Source organism: Megasphaera elsdenii DSM 20460, assembly GCF_003010495.1.
Lineage (GTDB): Bacteria > Bacillota > Negativicutes > Veillonellales > Megasphaeraceae > Megasphaera > Megasphaera elsdenii.
In genome coordinates this window covers 1570546-1592444 of record NZ_CP027570.1, presented here as the reverse complement: position 1 = coordinate 1592444, position 21899 = coordinate 1570546, and the positions used below count along the sequence as shown (strand labels likewise).

The 21899-nt window shown below is 52.8% G+C and carries 20 protein-coding genes; all 20 read right to left on the bottom strand.

Annotation, left to right across the window (positions count from 1 at the left end; genetic code table 11):
• Positions 1–26: 26 nt before the first annotated feature.
• The 20 genes from C6362_RS07665 to C6362_RS07570 all read right to left on the bottom strand — a co-directional run bounded on the left by C6362_RS07665 (position 27) and on the right by C6362_RS07570 (position 21884).
• Positions 27–1232 (bottom strand): MFS transporter, encoded by a 1206-nt coding sequence (locus tag C6362_RS07665; protein ID WP_014016153.1) that lies wholly within the window; start codon positions 1230–1232, stop codon positions 27–29.
• 119 nt (positions 1233–1351) lie between these two features.
• Positions 1352–2245, bottom strand: a complete 894-nt coding sequence (locus C6362_RS07660; RefSeq protein ID WP_014016152.1) for a LysR family transcriptional regulator — start codon at positions 2243–2245, stop codon at positions 1352–1354.
• Positions 2246–2440: 195 nt separating this feature from the next.
• Positions 2441–2713: a DUF1292 domain-containing protein gene (locus C6362_RS07655; protein ID WP_014016151.1), complete on the bottom strand. Its 273-nt coding sequence runs from the start codon at positions 2711–2713 to the stop codon at positions 2441–2443.
• Positions 2714–2724: 11 nt separating this feature from the next.
• The gene (gene ruvX / locus C6362_RS07650) at positions 2725–3141 is read right to left on the bottom strand and encodes a Holliday junction resolvase RuvX (protein ID WP_014016150.1); all 417 of its coding nucleotides are present in this window, start codon (positions 3139–3141) and stop codon (positions 2725–2727) included.
• A gap of 7 nt (positions 3142–3148) precedes the next feature.
• Positions 3149–3409 (bottom strand): IreB family regulatory phosphoprotein, encoded by a 261-nt coding sequence (locus C6362_RS07645; RefSeq protein WP_027895127.1) that lies wholly within the window; start codon positions 3407–3409, stop codon positions 3149–3151.
• Between the two features lie 46 nt (positions 3410–3455).
• Positions 3456–6056: an alanine--tRNA ligase gene (alaS, locus tag C6362_RS07640; RefSeq protein WP_173364627.1), complete on the bottom strand. Its 2601-nt coding sequence runs from the start codon at positions 6054–6056 to the stop codon at positions 3456–3458.
• A gap of 158 nt (positions 6057–6214) precedes the next feature.
• Complete coding sequence (locus C6362_RS07635) at positions 6215–6958, bottom strand: C40 family peptidase (protein ID WP_014016147.1); 744 nt, start codon at positions 6956–6958, stop codon at positions 6215–6217.
• A 41-nt stretch (positions 6959–6999) separates the two neighbouring features.
• Positions 7000–7926 (bottom strand): glycosyltransferase family 2 protein, encoded by a 927-nt coding sequence (locus C6362_RS07630; RefSeq protein WP_014016146.1) that lies wholly within the window; start codon positions 7924–7926, stop codon positions 7000–7002.
• A gap of 36 nt (positions 7927–7962) precedes the next feature.
• The gene (trxA, locus tag C6362_RS07625) at positions 7963–8334 is read right to left on the bottom strand and encodes a thioredoxin (RefSeq protein WP_014016145.1); all 372 of its coding nucleotides are present in this window, start codon (positions 8332–8334) and stop codon (positions 7963–7965) included.
• A gap of 196 nt (positions 8335–8530) precedes the next feature.
• On the bottom strand, positions 8531–9166 hold the full coding sequence (gene yihA / locus C6362_RS07620; protein WP_014016144.1) for a ribosome biogenesis GTP-binding protein YihA/YsxC: 636 nt from the start codon (positions 9164–9166) through the stop codon (positions 8531–8533).
• The gene (lon, locus tag C6362_RS07615) at positions 9166–11499 is read right to left on the bottom strand and encodes an endopeptidase La (protein ID WP_014016143.1); all 2334 of its coding nucleotides are present in this window, start codon (positions 11497–11499) and stop codon (positions 9166–9168) included. Before lon ends, yihA begins: the two co-directional genes overlap by 1 nt.
• Before the next feature lie 72 nt (positions 11500–11571).
• Positions 11572–12810, bottom strand: a complete 1239-nt coding sequence (gene clpX, locus C6362_RS07610) for an ATP-dependent Clp protease ATP-binding subunit ClpX (protein WP_014016142.1) — start codon at positions 12808–12810, stop codon at positions 11572–11574.
• A 17-nt stretch (positions 12811–12827) separates the two neighbouring features.
• The gene (clpP, locus tag C6362_RS07605) at positions 12828–13424 is read right to left on the bottom strand and encodes an ATP-dependent Clp endopeptidase proteolytic subunit ClpP (RefSeq protein ID WP_027895124.1); all 597 of its coding nucleotides are present in this window, start codon (positions 13422–13424) and stop codon (positions 12828–12830) included.
• A gap of 41 nt (positions 13425–13465) precedes the next feature.
• Positions 13466–14809: a trigger factor gene (gene tig / locus C6362_RS07600; protein ID WP_014016140.1), complete on the bottom strand. Its 1344-nt coding sequence runs from the start codon at positions 14807–14809 to the stop codon at positions 13466–13468.
• 233 nt (positions 14810–15042) lie between these two features.
• Positions 15043–17469 carry a phenylalanine--tRNA ligase subunit beta gene (gene pheT, locus C6362_RS07595; protein ID WP_014016139.1) on the bottom strand — a complete coding sequence of 809 codons (2427 nt, stop codon included), beginning with the start codon at positions 17467–17469 and terminating at the stop codon, positions 15043–15045.
• Positions 17470–17482: 13 nt separating this feature from the next.
• Positions 17483–18508 (bottom strand): phenylalanine--tRNA ligase subunit alpha, encoded by a 1026-nt coding sequence (gene pheS, locus C6362_RS07590; protein WP_014016138.1) that lies wholly within the window; start codon positions 18506–18508, stop codon positions 17483–17485.
• A 279-nt stretch (positions 18509–18787) separates the two neighbouring features.
• Positions 18788–19927 carry an acyl-CoA dehydrogenase family protein gene (locus C6362_RS07585; protein WP_014016137.1) on the bottom strand — a complete coding sequence of 380 codons (1140 nt, stop codon included), beginning with the start codon at positions 19925–19927 and terminating at the stop codon, positions 18788–18790.
• A 42-nt stretch (positions 19928–19969) separates the two neighbouring features.
• Entirely contained in the window at positions 19970–20413 is a 444-nt protein-coding gene (locus C6362_RS07580; RefSeq protein WP_014016136.1) for a PaaI family thioesterase, read from the bottom strand.
• Entirely contained in the window at positions 20406–20840 is a 435-nt protein-coding gene (locus C6362_RS07575; RefSeq protein WP_014016135.1) for a PaaI family thioesterase, read from the bottom strand. The genes C6362_RS07580 and C6362_RS07575 overlap by 8 nt, the downstream gene beginning before the upstream one ends.
• A gap of 465 nt (positions 20841–21305) precedes the next feature.
• Positions 21306–21884 (bottom strand): outer membrane beta-barrel protein, encoded by a 579-nt coding sequence (locus C6362_RS07570; RefSeq protein WP_014016134.1) that lies wholly within the window; start codon positions 21882–21884, stop codon positions 21306–21308.
• Positions 21885–21899: the final 15 nt, after the last annotated feature.

Sequence of the window (21899 nt, the reverse complement as noted above, 5' to 3'; positions counted from 1 at the left end):
GGGATAGGATCTATTGTAATTGCGTGTTATGCGTGGATGTAGATGCGGACGGCACGGTTGATGAGATTGATCTTGCGGCCGTAGAAGGCATGGTACATGATGAAGCAGGCAACAGCGACGATGGCTGCTACAGCATAGAGCTGCGGGAAGGTGAGCAGGCCGTGGAGGCTGCCGAGGACATAGGGCCCTACGCCGATGCCGAGGTCCAAAGCGACGAAGTACGTCGATAAGGCAACGCTGATGCGGTACGACGGGGTCAATTTGATGCAGACAGCCTGACCGTTGGACATGAACGTACCATAGCCAAGGCCAACGAAGACGCCCGATAAGAGCAGCTGCCAAGAAGCACCGGTAATGCTGAGGAGGAACAAGCCGATAGCCAGGCAGATGTAGCAGGGATAGAGGACGTAGTTTTCGCCTTTGTGGTCGAAGATGACACCCGTCATCGGACGAGTGATAGTGATGACAACGGCATAGACGACGAAGAAGAACGTACCGGCCTGGACCAGGTTGATTTCACGAGCATAAGCGGCCAAGAATGTCAGGACGCTGGAATAAGCGAAGCCCATGAAGAAGCCGATGATGGAGATGATCAGTACGCGATATTCGACGTAATTGTCGAGGGTCATGGCTTTCATGCGGGCAACCTGTTCCGACGTAAGCGTGATTTCGTCGATATGGAGGGCGATGCAGCCAATCATGCACAAGCCGACGAGAACGGCACAGAGGGTGATGATAAAGGTGAAGTTCGTGACGACGATGAGGAACATACCCAGGAAGGGGCCGACAGCGGCAGCCAGGCTGGTGCTCAAGCCGTAGTAGTTGATGCCTTCGCCCCGTTTTTCTGCCGGAATGCAAGAAGCGACGATCGTATTGGTCGCCGTCGAGACGATACCATAGGCCATGCCGTTGAGGAAGCGGATGCCATAGAGAATAGCGAGATTCGGGATATAAAAGTATAATAAGGTCGTTACGAAATAAAAGAGGATCCCGCCATATAAGGACTTGCGGCGACCGTATAATTCAATAGCCTTGCCGAACTGCAAGCGTGCCAGCAGGGTGCCGACAATGAAGATGCCCGAAGCCAGTCCGGCTTCACCGAGGGAAGCGTGCAATTGGTCTTTGGCGACGACGGCGATGATGACCATTAATAAGTAATAAATAAGATAGACTACAAAATTGATACCTGTGTCGAGAAGGAAATCTTTGTTCCAAAGTGATTGATTCGACATTGTGTATTCACTGCTCCTTTCGTATTTGCAAGCTAGATTCTACACCTTCTTTCCCGTCTTGTATAACGCAAAAAAAAGATACCTGCCATCGTTTTATATGATGGCAGATACCTTTATCATTATTTTTTAATATGATAGACGCGGCGGATATAATCGACGAAAACCTGGATCGTCGCGTATTTCGGGTTGTCTTTCTTATACACGAGATAACACGGAAGGCGCAGGGGCGGTTCCAATTCACAGTAACCTTTGGCAATGCCCATGGCCTGGAGGAAGCGTTCCGGCAGGATAGCCCCGATGCGGTTCTGCTGACAGTAGTTCATCATGGCATAAGGCGTCGAGAACCAGGCCTGCGTCTCCTGAGGCGGACAGGCGTGGGACGTGAAATAATGGTTGATGTAGCGATTCATCTCATACTGGGGCGAATACTGGGCCAACGGCTGGGACGCCACATATTGCGGCGTCACGGCATGTTCCGGCAACTTGAGGTTCGGCCCGTAATAGACGAGGTTCTCGATGCCGAAGAAGACCTTCTCATACTCTTCCAGATGCAGCGCCGGCAAGTAAAAGAGCGATACAATATCCAGGCGATCTTCTTTCAGCCATTGGATCATCTCCCGGACTTCCAGGTTATAGACCCGGAACGAAGCGCCGCTGTGATGTTCCTGGAAATAAGCCAGGTGCCGGTTCATGTGGACATCCCCTAAGGACAGCATGATGCCTACAGACAGGGGCTGGGTCTTCCCCATCCGTCCTGGCAGTTCGCTCATAGCCTCCTCCAATTCGCCCAAAATACGGGCTATTTTCGTATAGAACAGCTTCCCGGCCGGTGTCAGATGACTCCCCCTGTTCGAGCGTTCAATGAGGCGGACGCCGACGAGGTCTTCCAATTTCTTCATCTGCGCACTAAAAGCCGACTGGGTGATGTTGGCAGCATTGGCAGCCGTCGTGAAGTTCCCATACTTCCCATAAATGACGAAATTCCGCAGCTGCTGTATCGACGGTAAATCCATGGGGCCTCCTTATGATAAAAGGCGCCGTCTACGAAGACAGCGCCTTTTAAGTAGTTAGTTGTTAGCAGTTAGTGGCTAGTAGATGGCTCTAAATTTAAGCCCTCTTCTACAAACTACAAACTCCGTACTACAAACAATAAAGAAAGGAGCATCACATGACGACAGAAGCCTTCCTGTGACGCTCTCTCCAGTCACTTATTCATCTAAGAGTTCATCGAATTTTGCATTGGCTGCTTCAAATTCTTCGTCCGTCGGTGCGACGTAGACGTCTTCACCATCTTCCTGGTCAACGCGGGCTATGATAGCATCACCGCCTTCTTCGTCTTCTGTGACTTCGACGAGCAGGGCGAATACGTTGCCATCGAGGGAGATGCGCTGCACTTCCTGATATTCCACTTCGTTGCCTTCGTCATCAGTTGCGGTTACGATGATGACTTCTTCTAATTCGTTGTTCATTTCTTCCGACATAATAGTCCTCCTTAATGAGATTGAGCGTCTAAATAATTCTGTAAAATGAGGATGGCTGCCATTTTATCGACAAACTTCTTGCGCTTTTCGCGGCGCACATTGCCTTCCTTCAATACATTCTGGGCCATGACGGTCGTCAGGCGTTCATCCCAATAGACAATGTCTATATCCGGGACGGTTTGCTGGAATCGTTCGACGAATTCTTCGATTTTCTTCATATTCTCGCTGTAGTCACCGTTCATATGACGCGGTTTGCCTACGACGATGCGATGTACTTCTTTTTCTTTGATCAGTTCGCGCAGACGAGCAAAGTCTGCTTCATCGGATTGACGGCGGATCGTTTCTACGCCCTGTGCCGTAATCAGCAAGGCATCGCTGCAGGCAACGCCGATGGTCTTGGAACCGACATCGAGTCCTAAAATTCTCATATGTCTCCTATAAATTGTGCTGTTTGACGTACGAACGGACCAATTCTTCGATGAGCTCATCCCGTTCGATGCGCCGGATATTGCTGCGAGCATTGTTGTGGCTCGTGATGTACGTCGGGTCACCGGACAGGAGATAGCCTACGATCTGATTAATCGGGTTGTATCCTTTTTCTTCCAATGCATGGTACACATCTTCCAGAATCATGGATGCAACGGTCTTTTCTTCACTTCGGTTTTGCATAATCATCGTTTCGTCGCTTACTGCCATGTTCACTCACATCCTTTTTTATTCGATTGGCATGACTGCCAAAAATCTATGCTAAAATATCGCTTACGGCCTGGACGCCGGCTTTCAGGGCTTCTGCCAATTTTTCCGGTTCTTTGCCGCCAGCCTGAGCCATGTCGGGACGGCCGCCGCCGTTGCCACCAGCAGCCTGAGCCGCTGCTTTGATGATCTTGCCGGCATGGAGTCCTTTTTTCGTATCGCCCTTGGCGACTTTGCAGACGAAGTTGACTTTGTCACCATGGGTCATGCCCAGGAGGACGACGCCGCTGCCGAGTTTATCCAGGACGGTATCGGCCAAATCGCGCAGGTTGTCCATGGAATCAGCCTGAGCCGAAGCTGCGACGACGGGGACGCCGCCGATGTCTTCCTTCGCTGCCAAGATGCTGTCCATATCGGACAAGGCTGCGTCTTTCTTGAGCTGTGCCAATTCTTTTTCCGTATCCTTCAACTGGGCCAGGAGAGCTTCCAGTTTAGCCGGTGCGTCGCCGACTTTGGCTTTCAAGAGGCCTGCCAGCTGTTGCAGTTCCTGCGATTCGTCCTTGGCCAGCTTGAGGGCTGCCGGACCGGTGACGGCTTCGATGCGGCGTACGCCGAAACCCGTACCGGTTTCGCTGGTAATGCGGAAGGAGCCGATGACCGACGTATTGGCGACATGAGAACCGCCGCAGAGTTCGCAGCTGAAGTCGTCGACGGAGACGACGCGGACGACATCACCATATTTTTCACCGAACAAGGCCATGGCGCCTTTTTCCTTAGCGGCATCCAGAGCCATTTCTTCGATGGTAACAGGGACGTTCTTGAGGATTTCTTCGTTGACCAGGGCTTCGATTTTATCCAATTCGGCCTGCGTGACCGGCGAGAAATGGGTGAAGTCGAAGCGCAGGTGATCCGGCGTGACCAGGGAGCCGGCCTGATTGACGTGGTTGCCCAGTACCTTGCGGAGGGCAGCCTGCAAGAGGTGCGTTGCCGTGTGGTTGCGGGCCAGGTTCAGATGGCGCTGTTTATCGACGGCAATATCGACGGCGTCGCCGGTACGGAGAACGCCTTCTGTAATTTCAGCGATGAGGTATACCAAGCCATTCGGCAGAGCCTGGGCATCGGTAACCTTGGCCTTGCCTTCAGCCGCACAGAGGACGCCTGTATCGCTGAGCTGTCCGCCGCCTTCGGCATGGAAGGGGTTGTCATCGAGGATGATCGTCACTTCCTGGCCATCGCGGGCTTCGCTGATTTCGACACCGTCCTTGCCAATCATGGCAATCGTCGCTTTGACAGCACTTTCGTCGTTGACCAGTTTGGACTGGTCCAGTTTCGTCGTATCCGGCGTAGCGACTTTGGCCGAAACCTTGGTATGCGCAGCGCGGGCCCGGTCCTGCTGTTCCTTCATGGCTGCCTGGAAGCCGTCTTTATCGACTTTGAAGCCCTGTTCGCCAGCGATTTCTTCAGTCAGTTCCATCGGGAAGCCATACGTATCATAGAGCTTGAAGACTTCTGCCCCCGTGAGGACTTTGTCGTCACCGACATGGGCCATCATATCATTGAGCAGTTCCATGCCCTGTGCCAGGGTAGCACTGAACTGTTTTTCTTCAGTATTGATGATCTGTTTGATGAGGGCTTCGTGTTCCCGCGTTTCCGGATATTCGTCGCCGAGGATGTCCAGGACCGTATCGACGAGGCCTGCCAGGAAGAGGTCCTGAATACCCAGGAGACGGCCGAAGCGGACAGCACGGCGCAGGATACGGCGCAGGACGTAGCCGCGGCCTTCATTGGACGGCAGGATACCATCGGAAATCATGAAGGTAATGGCACGGATATGGTCGGCAATGACCTTCATGGCCATCTTCTGCCGGGGATCACTGTAATCGCCGCCGGAAATAGCGATAACTTTTTCAATGATCGGGAAGATGAGATCCGTTTCAAAGTTCGATTCTTTCTGCTGGATGACCGAAGCCAGTCGTTCCAGGCCGCAGCCCGTATCGATGTTCTTCTTGGCCAGCGGTTCGTACTTGCCGTCTTTGGTGCGGTTGTACTGGGTAAAGACGAGATTCCAGATTTCCAGATAGCGGTCGCAGTCGCAGCCGACAGTGCATGTCGGTTTGCCACAGCCCCGTTCCGGGCCGAGGTCATAGAAGATTTCGCTGTCCGGACCGCACGGGCCTTCGCCGATTTCCCAGAAGTTATCGTCGAATTTGAAAATCCGTTCATCAGCCAGGCCGATCATATTATGCCAGTAATCATAGGCTTCTTTATCGTCAGGATAAATGGTGACATACAATTTGTCCGTATCCAGTTCCAAGACCTTGGTCAGAAATTCCCAGGCCCAGGAAATGGCTTCTTTCTTGAAATAATTGCCGAACGAGAAGTTGCCCAGCATTTCAAAGAACGTATGGTGACGGGCTGTACGGCCTACGTTGTCGATATCGTCGGTGCGGATGCACTTCTGGCTGGTCGTGACGCGGTACGACGGCGGTACGAGCTTCCCCGTGAAATACGGCTTGAGCGGTGCCATGCCGGCGCCGATGAGGAGCAGGCTCGGGTCGTTTTCCGGAATGAGCGGAAAGCTGTGCAGGATCAAATGCTCCTTGCTCTTAAAGAATTGTAAATAAGCTTTGCGGATTTCATTACCCGTCATGTACTTCATATCGTAAACACTCCCTCTAAATATCTTTCTACATGGGAAAATTATACGCTCATTTCCCCCTGTTCGGCAACCTTTTCTTGTTATTTTTTATCCCACAGGCCGGTTGTATAAGGAAAGGCTAGAGGACGACTGTTCCCTAGCCAGTTTGCCTATCTCCGGACCCGTGTAGCACCGACATAGCGCGGCGACCAATAACCGCTGTCGAGGCTGTCTACGCGGATACCGCCACTGCTGGTGGCACTGATGAAATTGTTGTTGCCGACATAGATGCCCGTATGGGATACGCCTGGTTCATACGTCGTAAAGAAAACCAGGTCGCCCGGCATGAGTTCGCTCCGGCGGACCCGCTGGCCCACTTCATATTGTTCATCGGCCAGGCGCGGCAGGTTGATGCCATTATGGGAAAAGACATATTTCGTAAAGCCTGAGCAGTCGAAGCCTTCAGCCGGCGTATTCCCGCCGAATACGTAAGGAATCCCTAAATACTGATAAGCGGAATGGACCAGCTGGTTGCCGAAGGCATCGCCGCCGCTGAAATGGCGGTATTTGCTGATAGCACCATTGTTGAAGCGCGTACTCTGCCCTTTCTTCATGACCGGCTTCGGCGGCAGTTTGGAACGATTGCCTGTCAGGAGATAATACGTCCAGCCGCCGACCTTGCCGCTGACCTGGATCTTCTTATCTTTCTGATACTGCGATACAGCCTGTGCCGTATCTTTCGTATAAACGCCGTTGACATTGACCCGATAGCCTTTGCTGCGAAGGATCTGCTGAATGGAACGGACTTCATCGCCCCGGCTGCCAATGGTCAGCGGTGAAGCTGCCAGCACCGGCAGGGCGGCGAAAACGAAAAGTGCGGCCAATATCCAAACTTTACTGATTTTTTTCCACATAAATACTCCTCTCTGTCTCGAAGGCCATACAACGCAAGGGCTTACCTGTCTTTATGCTGGCCGAGTTCAGCCCGCAGCCAATACAGAGGTCTATGCTTTACCTCTTCAAATATACGTCCTATATACTCTCCGATGACACCGATAAAAATGAGCTGAAAGCCGCTGAACAGGCAGTCGACGATCATCGTCGTCGTCCAGCCCTGTACGGCTTCGCCCACGATATTACAGTAAATGACATGCAGGATCAGTAGCAGGCTCAATAAGCCGCTCAGCATGCCGACGTAAAAGGAAACCCGCAGGGGAATCTTAGAATAAGCCATGATCCCGTCGAGGGCAAAATGCAGCATCTTGCGCACGGAAAACTTGGATTTCCCGGCATAGCGCCTCGGCGCTACGAAATGAATGAAGGTCTGGGTATAGCCGATATCGCCGATCATGCCGCGGATGAAGCGGTCGTGTTCGCGGAACTGCTTGAATGTTTCCAGTACCCTTTTGTCGATGAGGCGGAAATCGGATCCGCCCGGTGTGATGTGGACCGGAGATACAGTATTCAATATACGGTAATACCATTTCGACGTTATCCGTTTGAGGAAACCCGCATCGTCTGTCGATTCACGTATCGTCTGGACGACATCGTTGCCTTCACGCCATTTCCGGACCAGTTCAGGAATCATCGATGGCGGATGCTGCAAATCACCATCCATGGTGATCACGGCGTCGCCAATTGCATGATCCATGCCGCAGGTAATGGCCAGCTGATGACCAAAATTACGAGCCAGGATAAAAGCCCGTACGTGTCCATCCTGCTGGGTCAGGCGGCTGAGGATGAGGGGCGTCGCATCTTTGGAACCATCGTCGACAAAGATAATTTCATAGTCCATATCAAGTGTCGCTGCGGCTTTCGTCGCCTCTTCATAGAACTTCTCAATGTTCGGCTGTTCGTTATATACTGGAACGACAATAGACAATACCTGTCGTCCCGTCCCTCTCGTTTCTAAATTCAATTATATCATCCCAATATTTTTGTTGTCAAAACCGGCCGCCTTGTTTTCTGCCACGACAGATGCCAGGAACTTGCTGATTTCTGTCTGCGAGGCATAGCCGATAATGCGTTTCAGCGGTTTCCCGTCCTTAAAGAACAATAACGTCGGAACCGCCATGATTTCATATTTTTCGGCAACATTCCGCATGGTATCGACATTGATGCGTACCACTTTCACAGCATCGCCAAAATTCGCGGCTGCCTGGCTGATTTCTGAATGAACCATCTTGCACGGCTCGCACCAGGGAGCCCAGAAGTCTGCGATGACAATGCCCGGCTGGCGAAGGACCTTCACGGAAAAATCAGCATCACTGTCAATCGAAACTACCGCCATGATTATGCAACCTCCCATCTGGCCGACAATAAATCAAATTAATTATACCACTTTCGCTTAATGAAGCCAACTAGAAAGATTGTTCTTTGTAAAGGGAGCAAAAAAGGAGCTGTCCTTTGAAGACAGCTCCTTTTTGGGTTTGAAGTTGAAAGTTTGATGTTTGATGTGGATGGGGTAAAATTTAAAAGCCATCGCCTCAAACATTAAACCGAAGCACCCGTTCGAAGAGGTTCTTGGCCAAAGGGCCGAAGCCGTCGCGTTTGAGCGACGAATAGGCCAGGGCCGGCCGGTCCGACGGGAAGAGTTTATTTAACTGGGCCAGGTTGCGGTTCTTTTCGTTGGCCTTGAGCTTATCGGCCTTGGTCCCGACGATCTGCAGGGGTACGCCGGCACTGGACAGCCAGTCATAGGCCTGCTGGTCGATGGCCAGGCCCGGGTGGCGCAGGTCGACGAGCAGACAGAGGACGCAGAGGTTCGGCGACTGCGTGACGTATTCGCCGATGAAAGCACTCCACATGTCGCGGTTCTTGCCGCCGGTCTTGGCAAAGCCATAGCCCGGCAGGTCGACTAAATAGAAAGGCAGCCGCTGCTCCCCTTCTGCTTCATCGCGCCGCCGCAGGGCGGCACTGAAATAGTTGATGGTCTGGGTCTTTCCCGGAGCACCGCTGACGCGGGCCAGGCCGCGGTGGTTGCACAGGGAATTGATCAGGCTCGATTTACCTACGTTGGAACGGCCGAGGAAGGCCACTTCCGGTACAGACCCTTCAGGGTACTGGTCGCGGCGGACAGCCGTCGTGGCATAAGCGGCCTTGATGATATCGTACGAAGCCATCAGGACTTCACCAGTGCCTGAGCCAGCACTTCATCCATATGATGAACAAAGACGAATTTGACATCCTTTTTGACCGACTGCGGCACTTCGTCCATATCTCGCTTGTTTTCTTCCGGCAGGAGGATCTTCTTGATACCCGCCCGATGAGCAGCGATGACTTTTTCTTTGATGCCGCCTACGGGCAGGACCGTGCCGCGCAGGGTAATTTCGCCGGTCATGGCGACATCGTGGCGGACGGCTTTGCCCGTCAGGGCCGATGTGATGGCCGTCGCCATGGTGATACCTGCTGATGGGCCATCCTTGGGGATAGCTCCTTCAGGCAGATGGATGTGCAAGTCCATGTTGGCGTAGAAATCGGCATCGATGCCCAGGACATCGGCCCGGCTGCGGACGTAGGTCACGCCGGCTTCAGCCGATTCTTTCATGACATCGCCGAGCTGGCCTGTGAGCAGCAGGCGGCCCTTCCCTTTGACGGCAACAGCTTCTGTTTCCAGGACTTCCCCGCCGACCTGAGTCCAGGCCATGCCGGTGACGATACCGACTTCATCGTCCTTATGGACCGTTTCCGGCAGGAATTTGACCGGGCCGAGCAGTTTTTCCAGGTTCTTGACAGAAACGCTGAGCGGCACTTCATCATTCATGAGCAGGGACTTGCCAATACGGCGGCAGACCGTACCGATCGTCTTTTCCAGGTTACGGACGCCGGATTCCCTCGTATATCCTTCGATGATACGGCGCAGGACGGCGTCGGAGAACTTGGCCTGACTCGGCCGGAGACCGTTTTCTTTCACCTGCTTCGGTACCAGATAGCGCTTGGCGATCTGGACCTTTTCCTCTTCTGTATAACTCGTGAAGTCGATGATTTCCATGCGGTCCATGAGGGGCCGGGGAATATCACTGAGGACGTTGGCCGTCGTGATCCAGAATACTTTCGACAAGTCGAAAGGCAGTTCCAGGAAATGATCGCTGAAAGTATTGTTCTGTTCCGGATCGAGGACTTCCAGCATGGCCGACGACGGGTCGCCGCGCATATCAGAAGTCATCTTGTCGATTTCATCGAGGAGGAAGACCGGGTTCTTGACACCGGCCTGCTTCATGCCGGCCAGGATGCGGCCCGGCAGGGCTCCAATGTAGGTGCGGCGATGGCCGCGGATTTCGGCTTCGTCGCGGACGCCGCCCAGGGATACGCGGACGTACTTGCGGTTCATGGCGCGGGCAATGGATTTGGCAATGCTCGTCTTACCCGTTCCCGGAGGGCCGACGAAGCAGAGAATCGGCCCTTTCAGGCTGTTCGTCAGCTGTTTGACTGCTAAATATTCGATGATGCGGTCTTTGACCTTCTTCAGTCCGTAATGATCTTCGTCGAGGACTTTCTGCGCTTCATTGAGATCCAGGCGGTCCTTGGTTTCCTTCTTCCAAGGTAGGGCCATGGCCCAGTCGAGGTAAGTACGGATGATTGCCGATTCTGCCATCATGGGCGGCATGGAATCGAGGCGGTCTACTTCTTTGAGCAGGGCTTTTTCGATGTCTTCATCGAGTTTCATCTTCTTGATCTTATCGCGAAGTTCCTGGACTTCCGTATCCTTATCGACTTTATCGCCCAATTCTTCATGAATGGCCTTGATCTTTTCACGTAGGTAATATTCTTTCTGCTGCTGGTCCATCTTGCCGCGGACTTCCATGTTCAGCTTCGATTCCAGGTTGGCAATATCGACTTCCGTATCCAAGAGGGACGCAATACGGCGCAGGCGCGCTTCGACATCGGCCGTTTCCAGGAGCTGCTGGCGGATGACGATCCGCAGGGGCAGCTGGGAAGCGGCAAAGTCAGCCAGGACACCCGGTTCGTCGATGTTCTTGGCATTTTCACTGGCTTCTTCTCCATCGCGGAGATTGCCCAGCCAATCGAGGAGGCGCTTGAGGACAACCCGGCGCAGGGCTTCTTCTTCCACTTCATTGCGGCTGATTTCGGCCACTTTGACAGCCGCCCCTTCGAGGTAATCGGCCTTCTGGGAAAAGCCCTGCATGCGGACGCGGGAAATCCCGTTGACCAGGATGCGGACCAGGCCACCAGGCATGCGCAGGAGCTGTTCTATCTTGACCAGGCAGCCGATGGTATAGACATCGTCGAAACCTGGATTGTCTTCGTTTTCATCGACCTGGGTAGCTACCAGGAGCTGCCGGTCGTGTTCCATGGCATAATCGACGGCTGCCAGGGATTTATCGCGGCCGATGTCGATGTGGCTGACCAGCTTCGGATAGACCACGATGCCCCGGAGCGGGACAAAGGGCAAAGCCAGGATATCTTGTTCATTGAGCACAACGTTTTCGTTCATACGTTTCACCTTCTTCTATGGAAAAATAAAACTCATTTCCGGTTCAAGAAATGAGTTTTATTGTACATTATATCATTTTGCCTCTTTCAGTACGAGGTCGGGCTCAGCGCCTTCTTTGACGCATTTTTCCGTCACGACGCACTTGCTGACATCGTCGCGGCTCGGTACATCAAACATGACGTCGAGCATGATCCGTTCGATGATGGAGCGAAGCCCACGGGCACCGGTATTGCGCCGCAGCGCTTCCTTGGCAATGGCCTGAAGAGCTTCTGGCGTAAATTCGAGATCTACGTCATCCATGGACAGCATCTTCTGATACTGCTTGACCAGGGCGTTCTTCGGTTCTGTCAAGATATGTACCATCGCATCTTCATCGAGAGGATTGAGGGTAACCAATACGGGCAGGCGGCCAATCAATTCCGGGATGAGGCCGAACTTCTGGAGGTCCGTCGGGATGATTTCCTTGAGGAGCGATTCCATGGAGTGTTCGGACTTGGAGTGGATGTCCGCACCAAAGCCCATGTTCTTATCGGTCGTACGGTTGAGGATGGTCTTGTCGATACCATCGAAAGCGCCGCCGCAGATGAACAGGATGTTCGTCGTGTCGATCTGAAGCATTTCCTGATGAGGATGCTTGCGGCCGCCCTGAGGCGGAACACCGGCAACGGTCCCTTCGAGGATCTTCAAAAGGGCCTGCTGAACGCCTTCACCGGAAACGTCGCGAGTAATGGACGGGTTTTCCGATTTACGGGCAATCTTATCGATTTCGTCGATATAGATGATGCCCCGTTCAGCTTTGGCAATATCGTAATCAGCAGCCTGGATGAGCTTGAGCAGGCAGTTTTCGACGTCTTCGCCGACATAGCCGGCTTCGGTCAGGCTCGTCGCATCGGCGATGGCAAAGGGCACATCGAGGAGACGGGCCAGGGTCTGGGCCAGGAGGGTCTTGCCGCTCCCGGTCGGGCCGACCATGACGATATTAGATTTCTGGAGCTCTACATCGTCATCAGAGGCGCTGAAATTGGTCTGGAGCCGCTTGTAATGGTTGTACACAGCGACGGAAAGAGTCTTCTTGGCTGCTTCCTGACCGATGACGTATTCATCAAGGGTGGCCTTGATTTCATGCGGTGTCGGCAGGTCTTTCAGCTGAAAGTCCGGCGTTTCTTCCGCCTTTTCCTCTTCCATGATGTGCTGCGCTACGGCAACACATTCGTCGCAAATGTAGACGCCCGGACCGGCAATGAGCTTCTGTACTTCACTCTGGGGCCGGCCGCAGAAACTGCAACGCGGTTCATCATTCCTATCGTTCATCTTGTCTTCCTCCTGTCCTATTTCGTTTCATCCGGCAGCGGACGGGTCAGGATTTCATCGATAAGGCCGTAGGCCTTGGCTTCTTCAGCGGTCATGAAATTATCCCGTTCCGTATCCTTCTGGATGACGTCAATGGGCTGTCCTGTATGTTTAGACAAGATGCCGTTCAATTCCTTGCGCATGCGCAGGATTTCGCGGGCATGGATTTCGATTTCCGTAGCCTGGCCCTGTACACCGCCGAGAGGCTGGTGGATCATGACCTGGGAGTGCGGCAGGGCAAAGCGTTTGCCCTTGGCACCGGCTGTCAGGAGTACCGACGCCATGCTGGCAGCAGAGCCGACACAAATCGTCGAGACGTCCGGCTTGATGTACTGCATGGTATCGTAAATGGCCATGCCTGCCGTGACGACGCCGCCAGGGCTGTTGATGTATAAATGGATATCCTTGTCAGGATTTTCTGCTTCCAGGAAAAGGAGCTGAGCAATGATGCTGTTGGCAACGGCATCATCGATGGGACCGCCGAGGAAGACGATGCGGTCTTTCAAGAGGCGGGAATAAATATCATAGCTCCGTTCACCTTGCGCCGTCTGTTCGACGACAATCGGTACATACATATTTGTCAAAACTAACACCTCCGGAGAATGCGTTTCCCGGATTAGTCTTCAGCCTTAACTTCTTCAGCTTTAGCTTCTTCTTTCTTGTCTTCGTTCGGGTCGACGGCATTTTTGAGGATGAAGCTTGCTGCTTTTTTACGGCCGACAGACTGTACAAGCATGGGAACGCGATGTTCTTTCAAAATAATCTTGTAGACTTCTTTCGGGTCTGCGCCGAAGTTCTGGGCCATCGTAATGATTTCAGCCTGGAGATCGATGTCTTTGACTTCGATGTTTTCAGCTTTAGCGATAGCTTCGAGAACGAGGTCCATTTTTACGTTTTCTTTAGCCGGTTCAGCGTAATGTTCCTTGAGTTTGTCCATATCCTGGCCCATGTATTTGAGATAATCGTCGAGGCTCATGCGCTGTGTTTCCAGTTTCATAGCCAGTTCTTCGATCATCTGGTCGATTTTGTCGTCGATCATGACCTGCGGGATATCGACTTCTGCATTGTTGACGGCTGTCTTCAAGACTTCAGAGTTGAATTTTTCCAAAGCTTGGAAGGAAGCTTTCGATTCGAGGCGTTTGCGGATGTCGGCTTTGAGGTCGTCGACGCTGTCGAATTTGCCGGCTTCTTTAGCAAATTCATCGTCGATGGCCGGGAGTTCGCTGCGTTTTACGTCGTTGACTTTAACGGCGAAGACAGCTTCTTTGCCAGCCAGGGATTTTTCAAAGTAATCTTCCGGGAAGGTGACTTTGACGTCTTTTTCGTCGCCAGCTTTGCAGCCGATGAGCTGATCTTCAAAGCCAGGGATGAAGCTGCCGGAGCCAATCTGGAGCGGATAGGATTTGCCTTCGCCGCCTTCGAATGCGACGCCGTCGACAGTGCCTTTGAAATCGATGACAGCGAAGTCATCTTTTGCGATTTCCGTGCCTTCCGGAGCTACGACGAGTTTTGCATGCTGTTTCTGGAGGTTAACCAATTCTTTGGAAACGTCTTCGTCGGTTACGTCGACTTTATCTTTGGCAACGGTGATGCCTTTGTATTCGCCGAGTTTGACTTCCGGTTTTTTCGTGACCGTAGCTTCGAATACGACATCTTTGCCTTTTTCGTCAGTAATGACGTTCAATTCCGGTTCAGTTACAGGAACGATGCCTTCCTGGTCGAGGGCGTCGCTGTAGGCTTTATTGGCAATAGCTTCAAAAACTTCCTGTTTGACAGCATCTTTGCCCAAGAAGCTTTCCAGTACCATGCGCGGTGCTTTCCCTTTACGGAAGCCCGGGATATTGACACGGCTTGCCAAGTTCTTGCAAGCGGCTGCAGCCTGTTTGGAAGCATCTTTAGCAGGCACTTCAATGTGCAGGGTTACTTTGTGCTGGTCTACTTCATTTACTGTTACGTTCATTCTAAGTATGTCCTCCTTATGGGCCGGTAGAGCCCTGAATATCTCTAAAATACCATATTACGCTCTACATCATACCACAACTTTACTTTTTTTACAATACGCGATAAAGAGGCTGTCCATGGAGACAGCCTCTTTATCTGTTTGATGTTAAAGGTTTGATGTTTGATGTAGAAGAGGTTAAATTTAAAAACTATCACTTCAAACTTCAAACCCCAAACTTCAAACACAAAATTCTACCGCAATTCGCAGCCGAATTTTTCTTTCAGGTCTTTGACGATGGCGTCGACCGGGGCCTGGATGTCGGCATCGGTCAGGGTCCCTTCTTCGGAACGGAAGACTAAGGAATAAGCCAGGCTCTTGTAGCCCTGCGGTACCTGTTTGCCCGTATACATGTCGAAGAGATGGACTGCTTCCAGATTTTCGCCGCCGTCTTCTTTGATGACATCGACGATGTCGGCATTGGTCGTAGCCAGCGGTGCCAGGAAGGCCAGATCGCGGCTCGATGCCGGGAACTTGGCGACTTTGTGATAATCCGGCAGGAGGTTGACCAAAGGCAGGATGGCATCCATGTGCATTTCAAAGACGTAGACCGGGCCGGCAACGTCGTAATTGTCGACGGCTTTGGGATGGAGTTCGCCGAAGTCACAAAGGACTTTGCCGTCTTTGACATAGCGGGCAGCCTTCCCCGGATGGAGCGGTGCCCAGTCGGAGACTTCCAAGTCGGCCTGGATGCCCAGTCCCTGGAGGACGGCTTCGACGAGGCCCTTGACGTCATAGAAGTCGTAATTTTCCGCTTTTTCCGGCCATTCAGCAGCGGTGCGCTGTCCATAGAGAAGGCCAGTGACATAGAATTCCTGTTCCGGCAGTTCCGTCAAGGGCAGCTGTTTCGGGCGATAGACCGGGGCGATTTCATAGATGCCGACAGACGGATTCTTGACGGCCTGGTTGCGGACCAGGACATCCATCAGCGTCGGGATGAGCGTCGTCCGCATGAGCGGGAAGTCTTCCGTAATCGGGTTGAGGATCGGTACGGCATTGTATACGGCGTCACCATCTTTGAAGAGGAGCTTCTTCAGCTGGTCCGGATGCATGAAGCTGAAGGTGACCGTTTCGTTGAGGCCGCTGCTGCTGAGGATGGACGAAATCTTTTCGCCTACATCGTGATGGAAGCCGGCTTCCCCTTTGGAGATAGGCGCTGCCGGGCGCGTAGACGGGATATTTTCGTAGCCGTAGACGCGGGCTACTTCTTCGGCGATATCCGGCATTTCCGTGCAGTCGCCGCGATAGCTGGGGACGACAGCAGTTAACGTATTGCCGTCTTTTTCGATGCCGAACTGCAAGGTTTCCAGGATGTGGACCATGTCGGCTTCCGTGATTTCTGTGCCCAGGAACTTGTTGACCTGAGCTGCCGTAAAGGCAATGCGCGTCGTAGCTTGCGGTTTCGGATAGACATCGACGACGCCTTTGGCTACGTCGCAGGCCCCCATTTCCTGAAGGAGCTGGGCGCAGCGGTCGATGGAGTTGATGCAGCTGTCCGAATCGAGGCCTCGTTCAAAACGGCCCGAAGCTTCCGAGCGCAGGCCGAGCATACGGCCGGTATGACGGATATTGGAGCCCTTGAAGGATGCACATTCGAGGATGACCGTCGTCGTCTGGTCCGTGACTTCCGAATCCATGCCGCCCATGATGCCGGCGATGCAGCAGGCTTTTTCTTCATCGGCAATGACCAGCATGTTGTCCGTCAATTTGCGGTCTACATCATCCAAAGTCTTCATGGCTTCGTCAGCCTGGGCCCGGCGGGCAATGAGATGATGGCCGGCGACTTTATCGTAGTCATAAGCATGGAGAGGGATGCCCAATTCGATCATCGTGTAGTTCGTGGCATCGACGACGTTGTTGATGGGACGGACGCCGGACTTGCGCAGGCGCTGCTGCATCCACATAGGCGACTTGCCAATCTTGACATTCAGGAGCAGGCGGGCCGTATAGCGGCTGCACAGTTCGTCATCGTCGATGGAAACTTTGACTTTTCCGTCGATAGGCGTATCACATTCCTTGACGGAAATTTCCGGATAGCGGGCTTCTTTACCGCTGAGGACGGCAAATTCACGGGACAAGCCGACCATGGAGAAGCAGTCTGCCCGGTTCGCTGTCAATTCATATTCATAGACGACGTCGCGGACCTGGAGATAGTCGGCAGCGTCGACGCCGAGCGGCGTATCCGGCGGCAGGATCCAGATGCCTTCTCGTTCTTCCGGCAGGAGCAGGCTGTCATCGAAGCCAAATTCGTGAGCCGAGCAGAACATGCCGTTGGACAAGACACCGCGCAGCTTCGAGCGCTTGATTTTCGTGCCGCCCGGCAGATGAGCGCCGTGGACAGCGACGGGGACGACCTGGCCGACGCGGACGTTGGTCGCAGCCGTGACGATCTGGAGTTGTTCGTCGCCCATGTCTACCTGGCAGACGACGAGTTTATCGGCATCGGGATGTTTATCGATCTGAAGGATCTTCCCGGTCTTTACTTTCTTGACTTCTGTACCCCAGTATTCCACCTGTTCGACAGGGATACCGGCAATGGTCAGTTTATCGGCAAATGCCTGCATGTCCTGGTTCATGTCGACGTCGACATAATCCTGCATCCATGTTAAAGAACTTTTCATTATTCATACCCTCCTAGAACTGGTTCAAGAACCGCATATCGTTTTCATAGAACAAGCGCAAATCATCGATGCCGTATTTCAGCATGGCAATGCGTTCGACGCCCATGCCAAAAGCAAAGCCCGTGACGACATCCGGGTCATAGCCGTTCATGCGCAGGACGCTGGGGTTGACCATGCCGCAGCCGAGGATTTCCAGCCAGCCCGTGTGGGAGCAGACCCGGCAGCCTTTGCCGCCGCACATGACACAAGAAATATCGACTTCAGCACTCGGTTCCGTAAAGGGGAAGTAGCTGGCGCGGAAACGGACTTTCGTCTGGGCACCGAAAATATCGCGGAGGAAGTCTTCCAGCATCCCTTTGAGGTCAGAGAAGCGGATGTCCTTGTCGATGATCATGCCTTCCATCTGATGGAAGACCGGCGAATGGGTCGCATCATAGTCACAGCGATATACCTTGCCCGGCGCGATGATCTTGAACGGTTCATTGGGCTTATGGGCCTGCAGCGTCCGTGCCTGCATGCCCGACGTGTGGGTCCGCAAGAGGATATTATCCGTAATATACATGGAGTCCTGCATATCCCGGGCCGGATGGTCTTCCGGCAGGTTCAGGCACTGGAAGTTGTAATAGTCCGATTCGATATCGTTACCTTCGACGATGGAAAAGCCCATGCGCAGGAAGGAATCTTCCATGAGGCGCAGCGTCTGATGGAGCGGATGTTCATGGCCCATGACCGGTTTGCGGCCCGGCAGGGTAATGTCGATTTTTTCCGATTCGATCTTGGCAGCCAGTTCCTGGGCCTTGACTTCTTCCATCTTGGCCTTTAACTGTTCTTCAATGGCATTGCGGGCCGTATTGACGAGCTGCCCGATTTTCGGTCGTTCTTCTTTGGAAAAATTCTTCATTTCCTTCATGATCGCTGTCAGTTCCCCTTTTTTGCCCAGGAACTTGACGCGGATATCTTGTACGTCCTGAAGATGTTCGCTCTTGGCGAGCTGTTCATTGACGGCCGCTTTAATGGCCTCGATCTTATCACTGATCATATTTTTCTTCCTCCTACTGGCGAGTACAAAAAAAATAGACTCCCGCCCCTAAAGGGGCGAAAGTCTGATTCGCGGTACCACCCTACTTGATTCTCGATTGTCCTGTAACGGGAACCCCCGTCCTGCCTACTCCGTTCAACAGGAGGCTCTAAAGTGAACGCATGGAACTTCCGGCACCGGGCTCTCAATCCATGGCCCGGATTTCCTGTAGGCGGAGTCAGTTCCATCCCCTCTTTATCATTGCCATAATATACCTCTATGGGTTTGTTATCTATTGTATCAGTAAAGTGTCTTATTTGCAATAACCAAACGCTGAATTTGGTTGGTGCCTTCATAAATCTGCATGATTTTGGCGTCGCGCATATATTTTTCGACAGGATATTCCTTGATATAGCCATAGCCGCCCATGACCTGGACTGCATCGGTCGTGACCTGCATAGCCACGTCGGACGCATTGCATTTAGCAATAGCCGCTTCACGGCTGAAGTCCATGCCCTGGTCCTTCATCCAGCAGGCGCGATGGACGAGGAGGCGGGCGCCTTCGACTTTCATAGCCATATCGGCGATCATAGCCTGGACCATTTCAAAGGAAGCGATGGGTTTGCCGAACTGGACGCGGACTTTGGCGTATTCACAGCAGGCGCGGAAAGCCGCTTCGGCAATGCCGACGGAAACGGCGCCGACGAAAGGACGGGCAGCGTCCAGGGTATCCATGGCGATGCGGAAGCCATGGCCTTCCCGGCCGAGACGGTTTTCGACAGGGACGAAGCAATCCTGGAAAATGAGCTCCGTCGTATTCGATGCGCGGATACCCATTTTGTTTTCGGCTTTACCGACAGTGAAGCCCGGCGTCCCTTTGCGGACGATGAAGGCTGTCAATCCGCGGATACCGCCGCTCTTACGGGTATTGGCGAAGACGACGAAGACTTCGGCCAAGGCACCGTTGGTGATGAAGCATTTCGTGCCATTGAGAATATAGCCCTTGCCATCTTCGGTCTTCATGGCACGCGTCGAAACGGAACCGGCATCGGAACCAGTCCCCGGTTCGGTCAGGGCGAAAGCAGCCAGGTTGTCATCGTTGATGATATCGAAATAACGTTTCTTCTGGTCATCGTTACCAGCAATGATGACCGGATACGAAGCCAGGGCATTGGCAGCCACCGTCGTAGCGACACCGGCACAGCCTTTGCCTAATTCTTCATAAATAGCGGCAATGGTAATGGCGTCGAGACCAGCTCCGCCAAATTCTTCGGGAATAGCGACGCCCAGCAGGCCCTGAGCAGCCAATTTTTCGAGGAGCCCTTCATGGAGTTTCCCCGTTTCATCCATTTCTGCAGCGTAGGGGACGATTTCTTTTTCCACCAGGTCGCGGACGACTTTGATGATTTCTTTCTGTTCGTCGTTATAAGCAAAATCCATCTTGTACTAACCAACCTTCCCTATAATTACATGACTATTTTATTAATCGAGTTTCTTCAAAATATAAAAAGACGACCGCCCTTTTACAATAATATTCCCGCTGGCATCGTAGCACTCACATTCGACGACAATCGTCTTCCGGCCGTGGTGGATGACCTGGCCGATGCCGGTAATGTGCTCACCGCCTTTGACGCTGCGGATATAGTTCATATTGATTTCCAGCGTCGTCACCTGGAAGCCCAGGGTCCGGCTGGCCATGCCCATGAGGGTATCGCAGAACGCCGCCAGGACGCCGCCGGAGGCAATGCCCCGGTAATTGCAGGAGTGACGGCTGATATCAAAGCCGACGCGGACGCGGCCGACGTCGAGTTTTTCTACCGTACAGGGCATACTCTGGAAATAAGGGGTCTGGGAATAAATATTCTCAAACATCCGCTGCAGCCGTGCAGCTGCTTCAGGACTGACCGTTTTTTCTGGTTCATTCATCGCCCTGTCCTCCTTCATCGCCAAACACATAAGGGCCGGTTACAAAGAACGTCCCCTTGCCATGAGCCAAATAGCGGTCATCATTATCATAAAAATCACAGAGAGCTACCATGGTCGTGCGGCCGTTGTGGATGACCTGGGCTTCAGCCCGGATCGTCGTGTTGGCAAAAGCCGGGCGGAGGTAGTTCATGCCCAAGTCCAGCGTGAGGACGGCTTTGCCACAGACTGCGCAGGCAGCTTCCATCGCCGAATCGGCCATGGAATAGAGGACGCCGCCGTACATGGTGCCATTGGGATTGTCCCATTTCGAGCCTTTATTCTCAAATGTAAGGACCGTACTCTCTGTTTTAGCCTTTTCCACATGGAAATCCATGAACAAGTCAAATGGATTTTTATGGATTTCTTCTTCCCATTGTTTATTATCCATCGATAACTCCACTCCTTGGCCAATAACATAAATACCCTTACATTTTACTATACGAACAATCATCCGTCAAACAATTTCGTGGTTCGTTTGCCGTTCGTCGTTCATCGAAGATGGCTAAAAAATTGAACCCCCACTACAAACGATGAACGAACCATGACAAACGATATGCAAAAAGGGCTGCCGCATGAAGGCCGAAACCTCCATAGGACAACCCTTTATCCGACATGCCTGACCTGGTCTTTACCCCCACACTCGCCTGCTGGGACGTTCGCTCATAGACGTCTTGTCCCCCACTACTAGCCCTCTCGCGTTTTTTACGCGGCAGGTCTTACTTCTAGGCCGCACTATGATCAGCATCGCTTTGGATGCCTTACGTGGATCGCTTGGTCTGCGACTGACATCGACTTTCAACCACAGCACATGTCATTGGTACATTATACGGGACGGAACCGTCCATTGTCAATATCAGAACTTATAGCCCATGCCGACTTGCCAGCCTTTGACATCGTCGTCGTAGTTATCGACGTCGACGCTGCTGCTGCGGTATTTGATATGGGCATCCCAATTCGGCGTGATATCGTAGCCGACGCCGACTTCATAGGTGTTGACGTCATCGCCGACGCCGACAGAGGCAAAGCCCTGCCAGCGTTCTGCCAAAGGAAGCTGGCCTTTGAGGCCTACCTGGTAGCCATAGGACTTGGTCGTGTTATACGTTTCGGTCTTGACGTAGGACCCGCCGGCATAGGCCGACAGATACGGCGTAAAGCGGTAATTGCCGACGAGGTAGTTTTCGTTGATCTTGTTGTCATTGTCCCCTTTGGTATAGTTGTTGACGTACTGGATATCCCAATGATTGTTCAGTACATACGTGACGTCGCCACCGGTCAGACGGCTCTTGGCACTGCGGCCGCCTTCTTTCTGGTCAAAGCCATAGTTGGCGTTAGCCTTCAAGTCGCCCGGCTGGGGATTCCGGAGCGGGGCTGCCATAGCCGCCGAAGTCACGGTCAGGGCGGCCAGGGTCGCTGCAATAATAAGTTTTTTCATAACCTTCCACCTCCA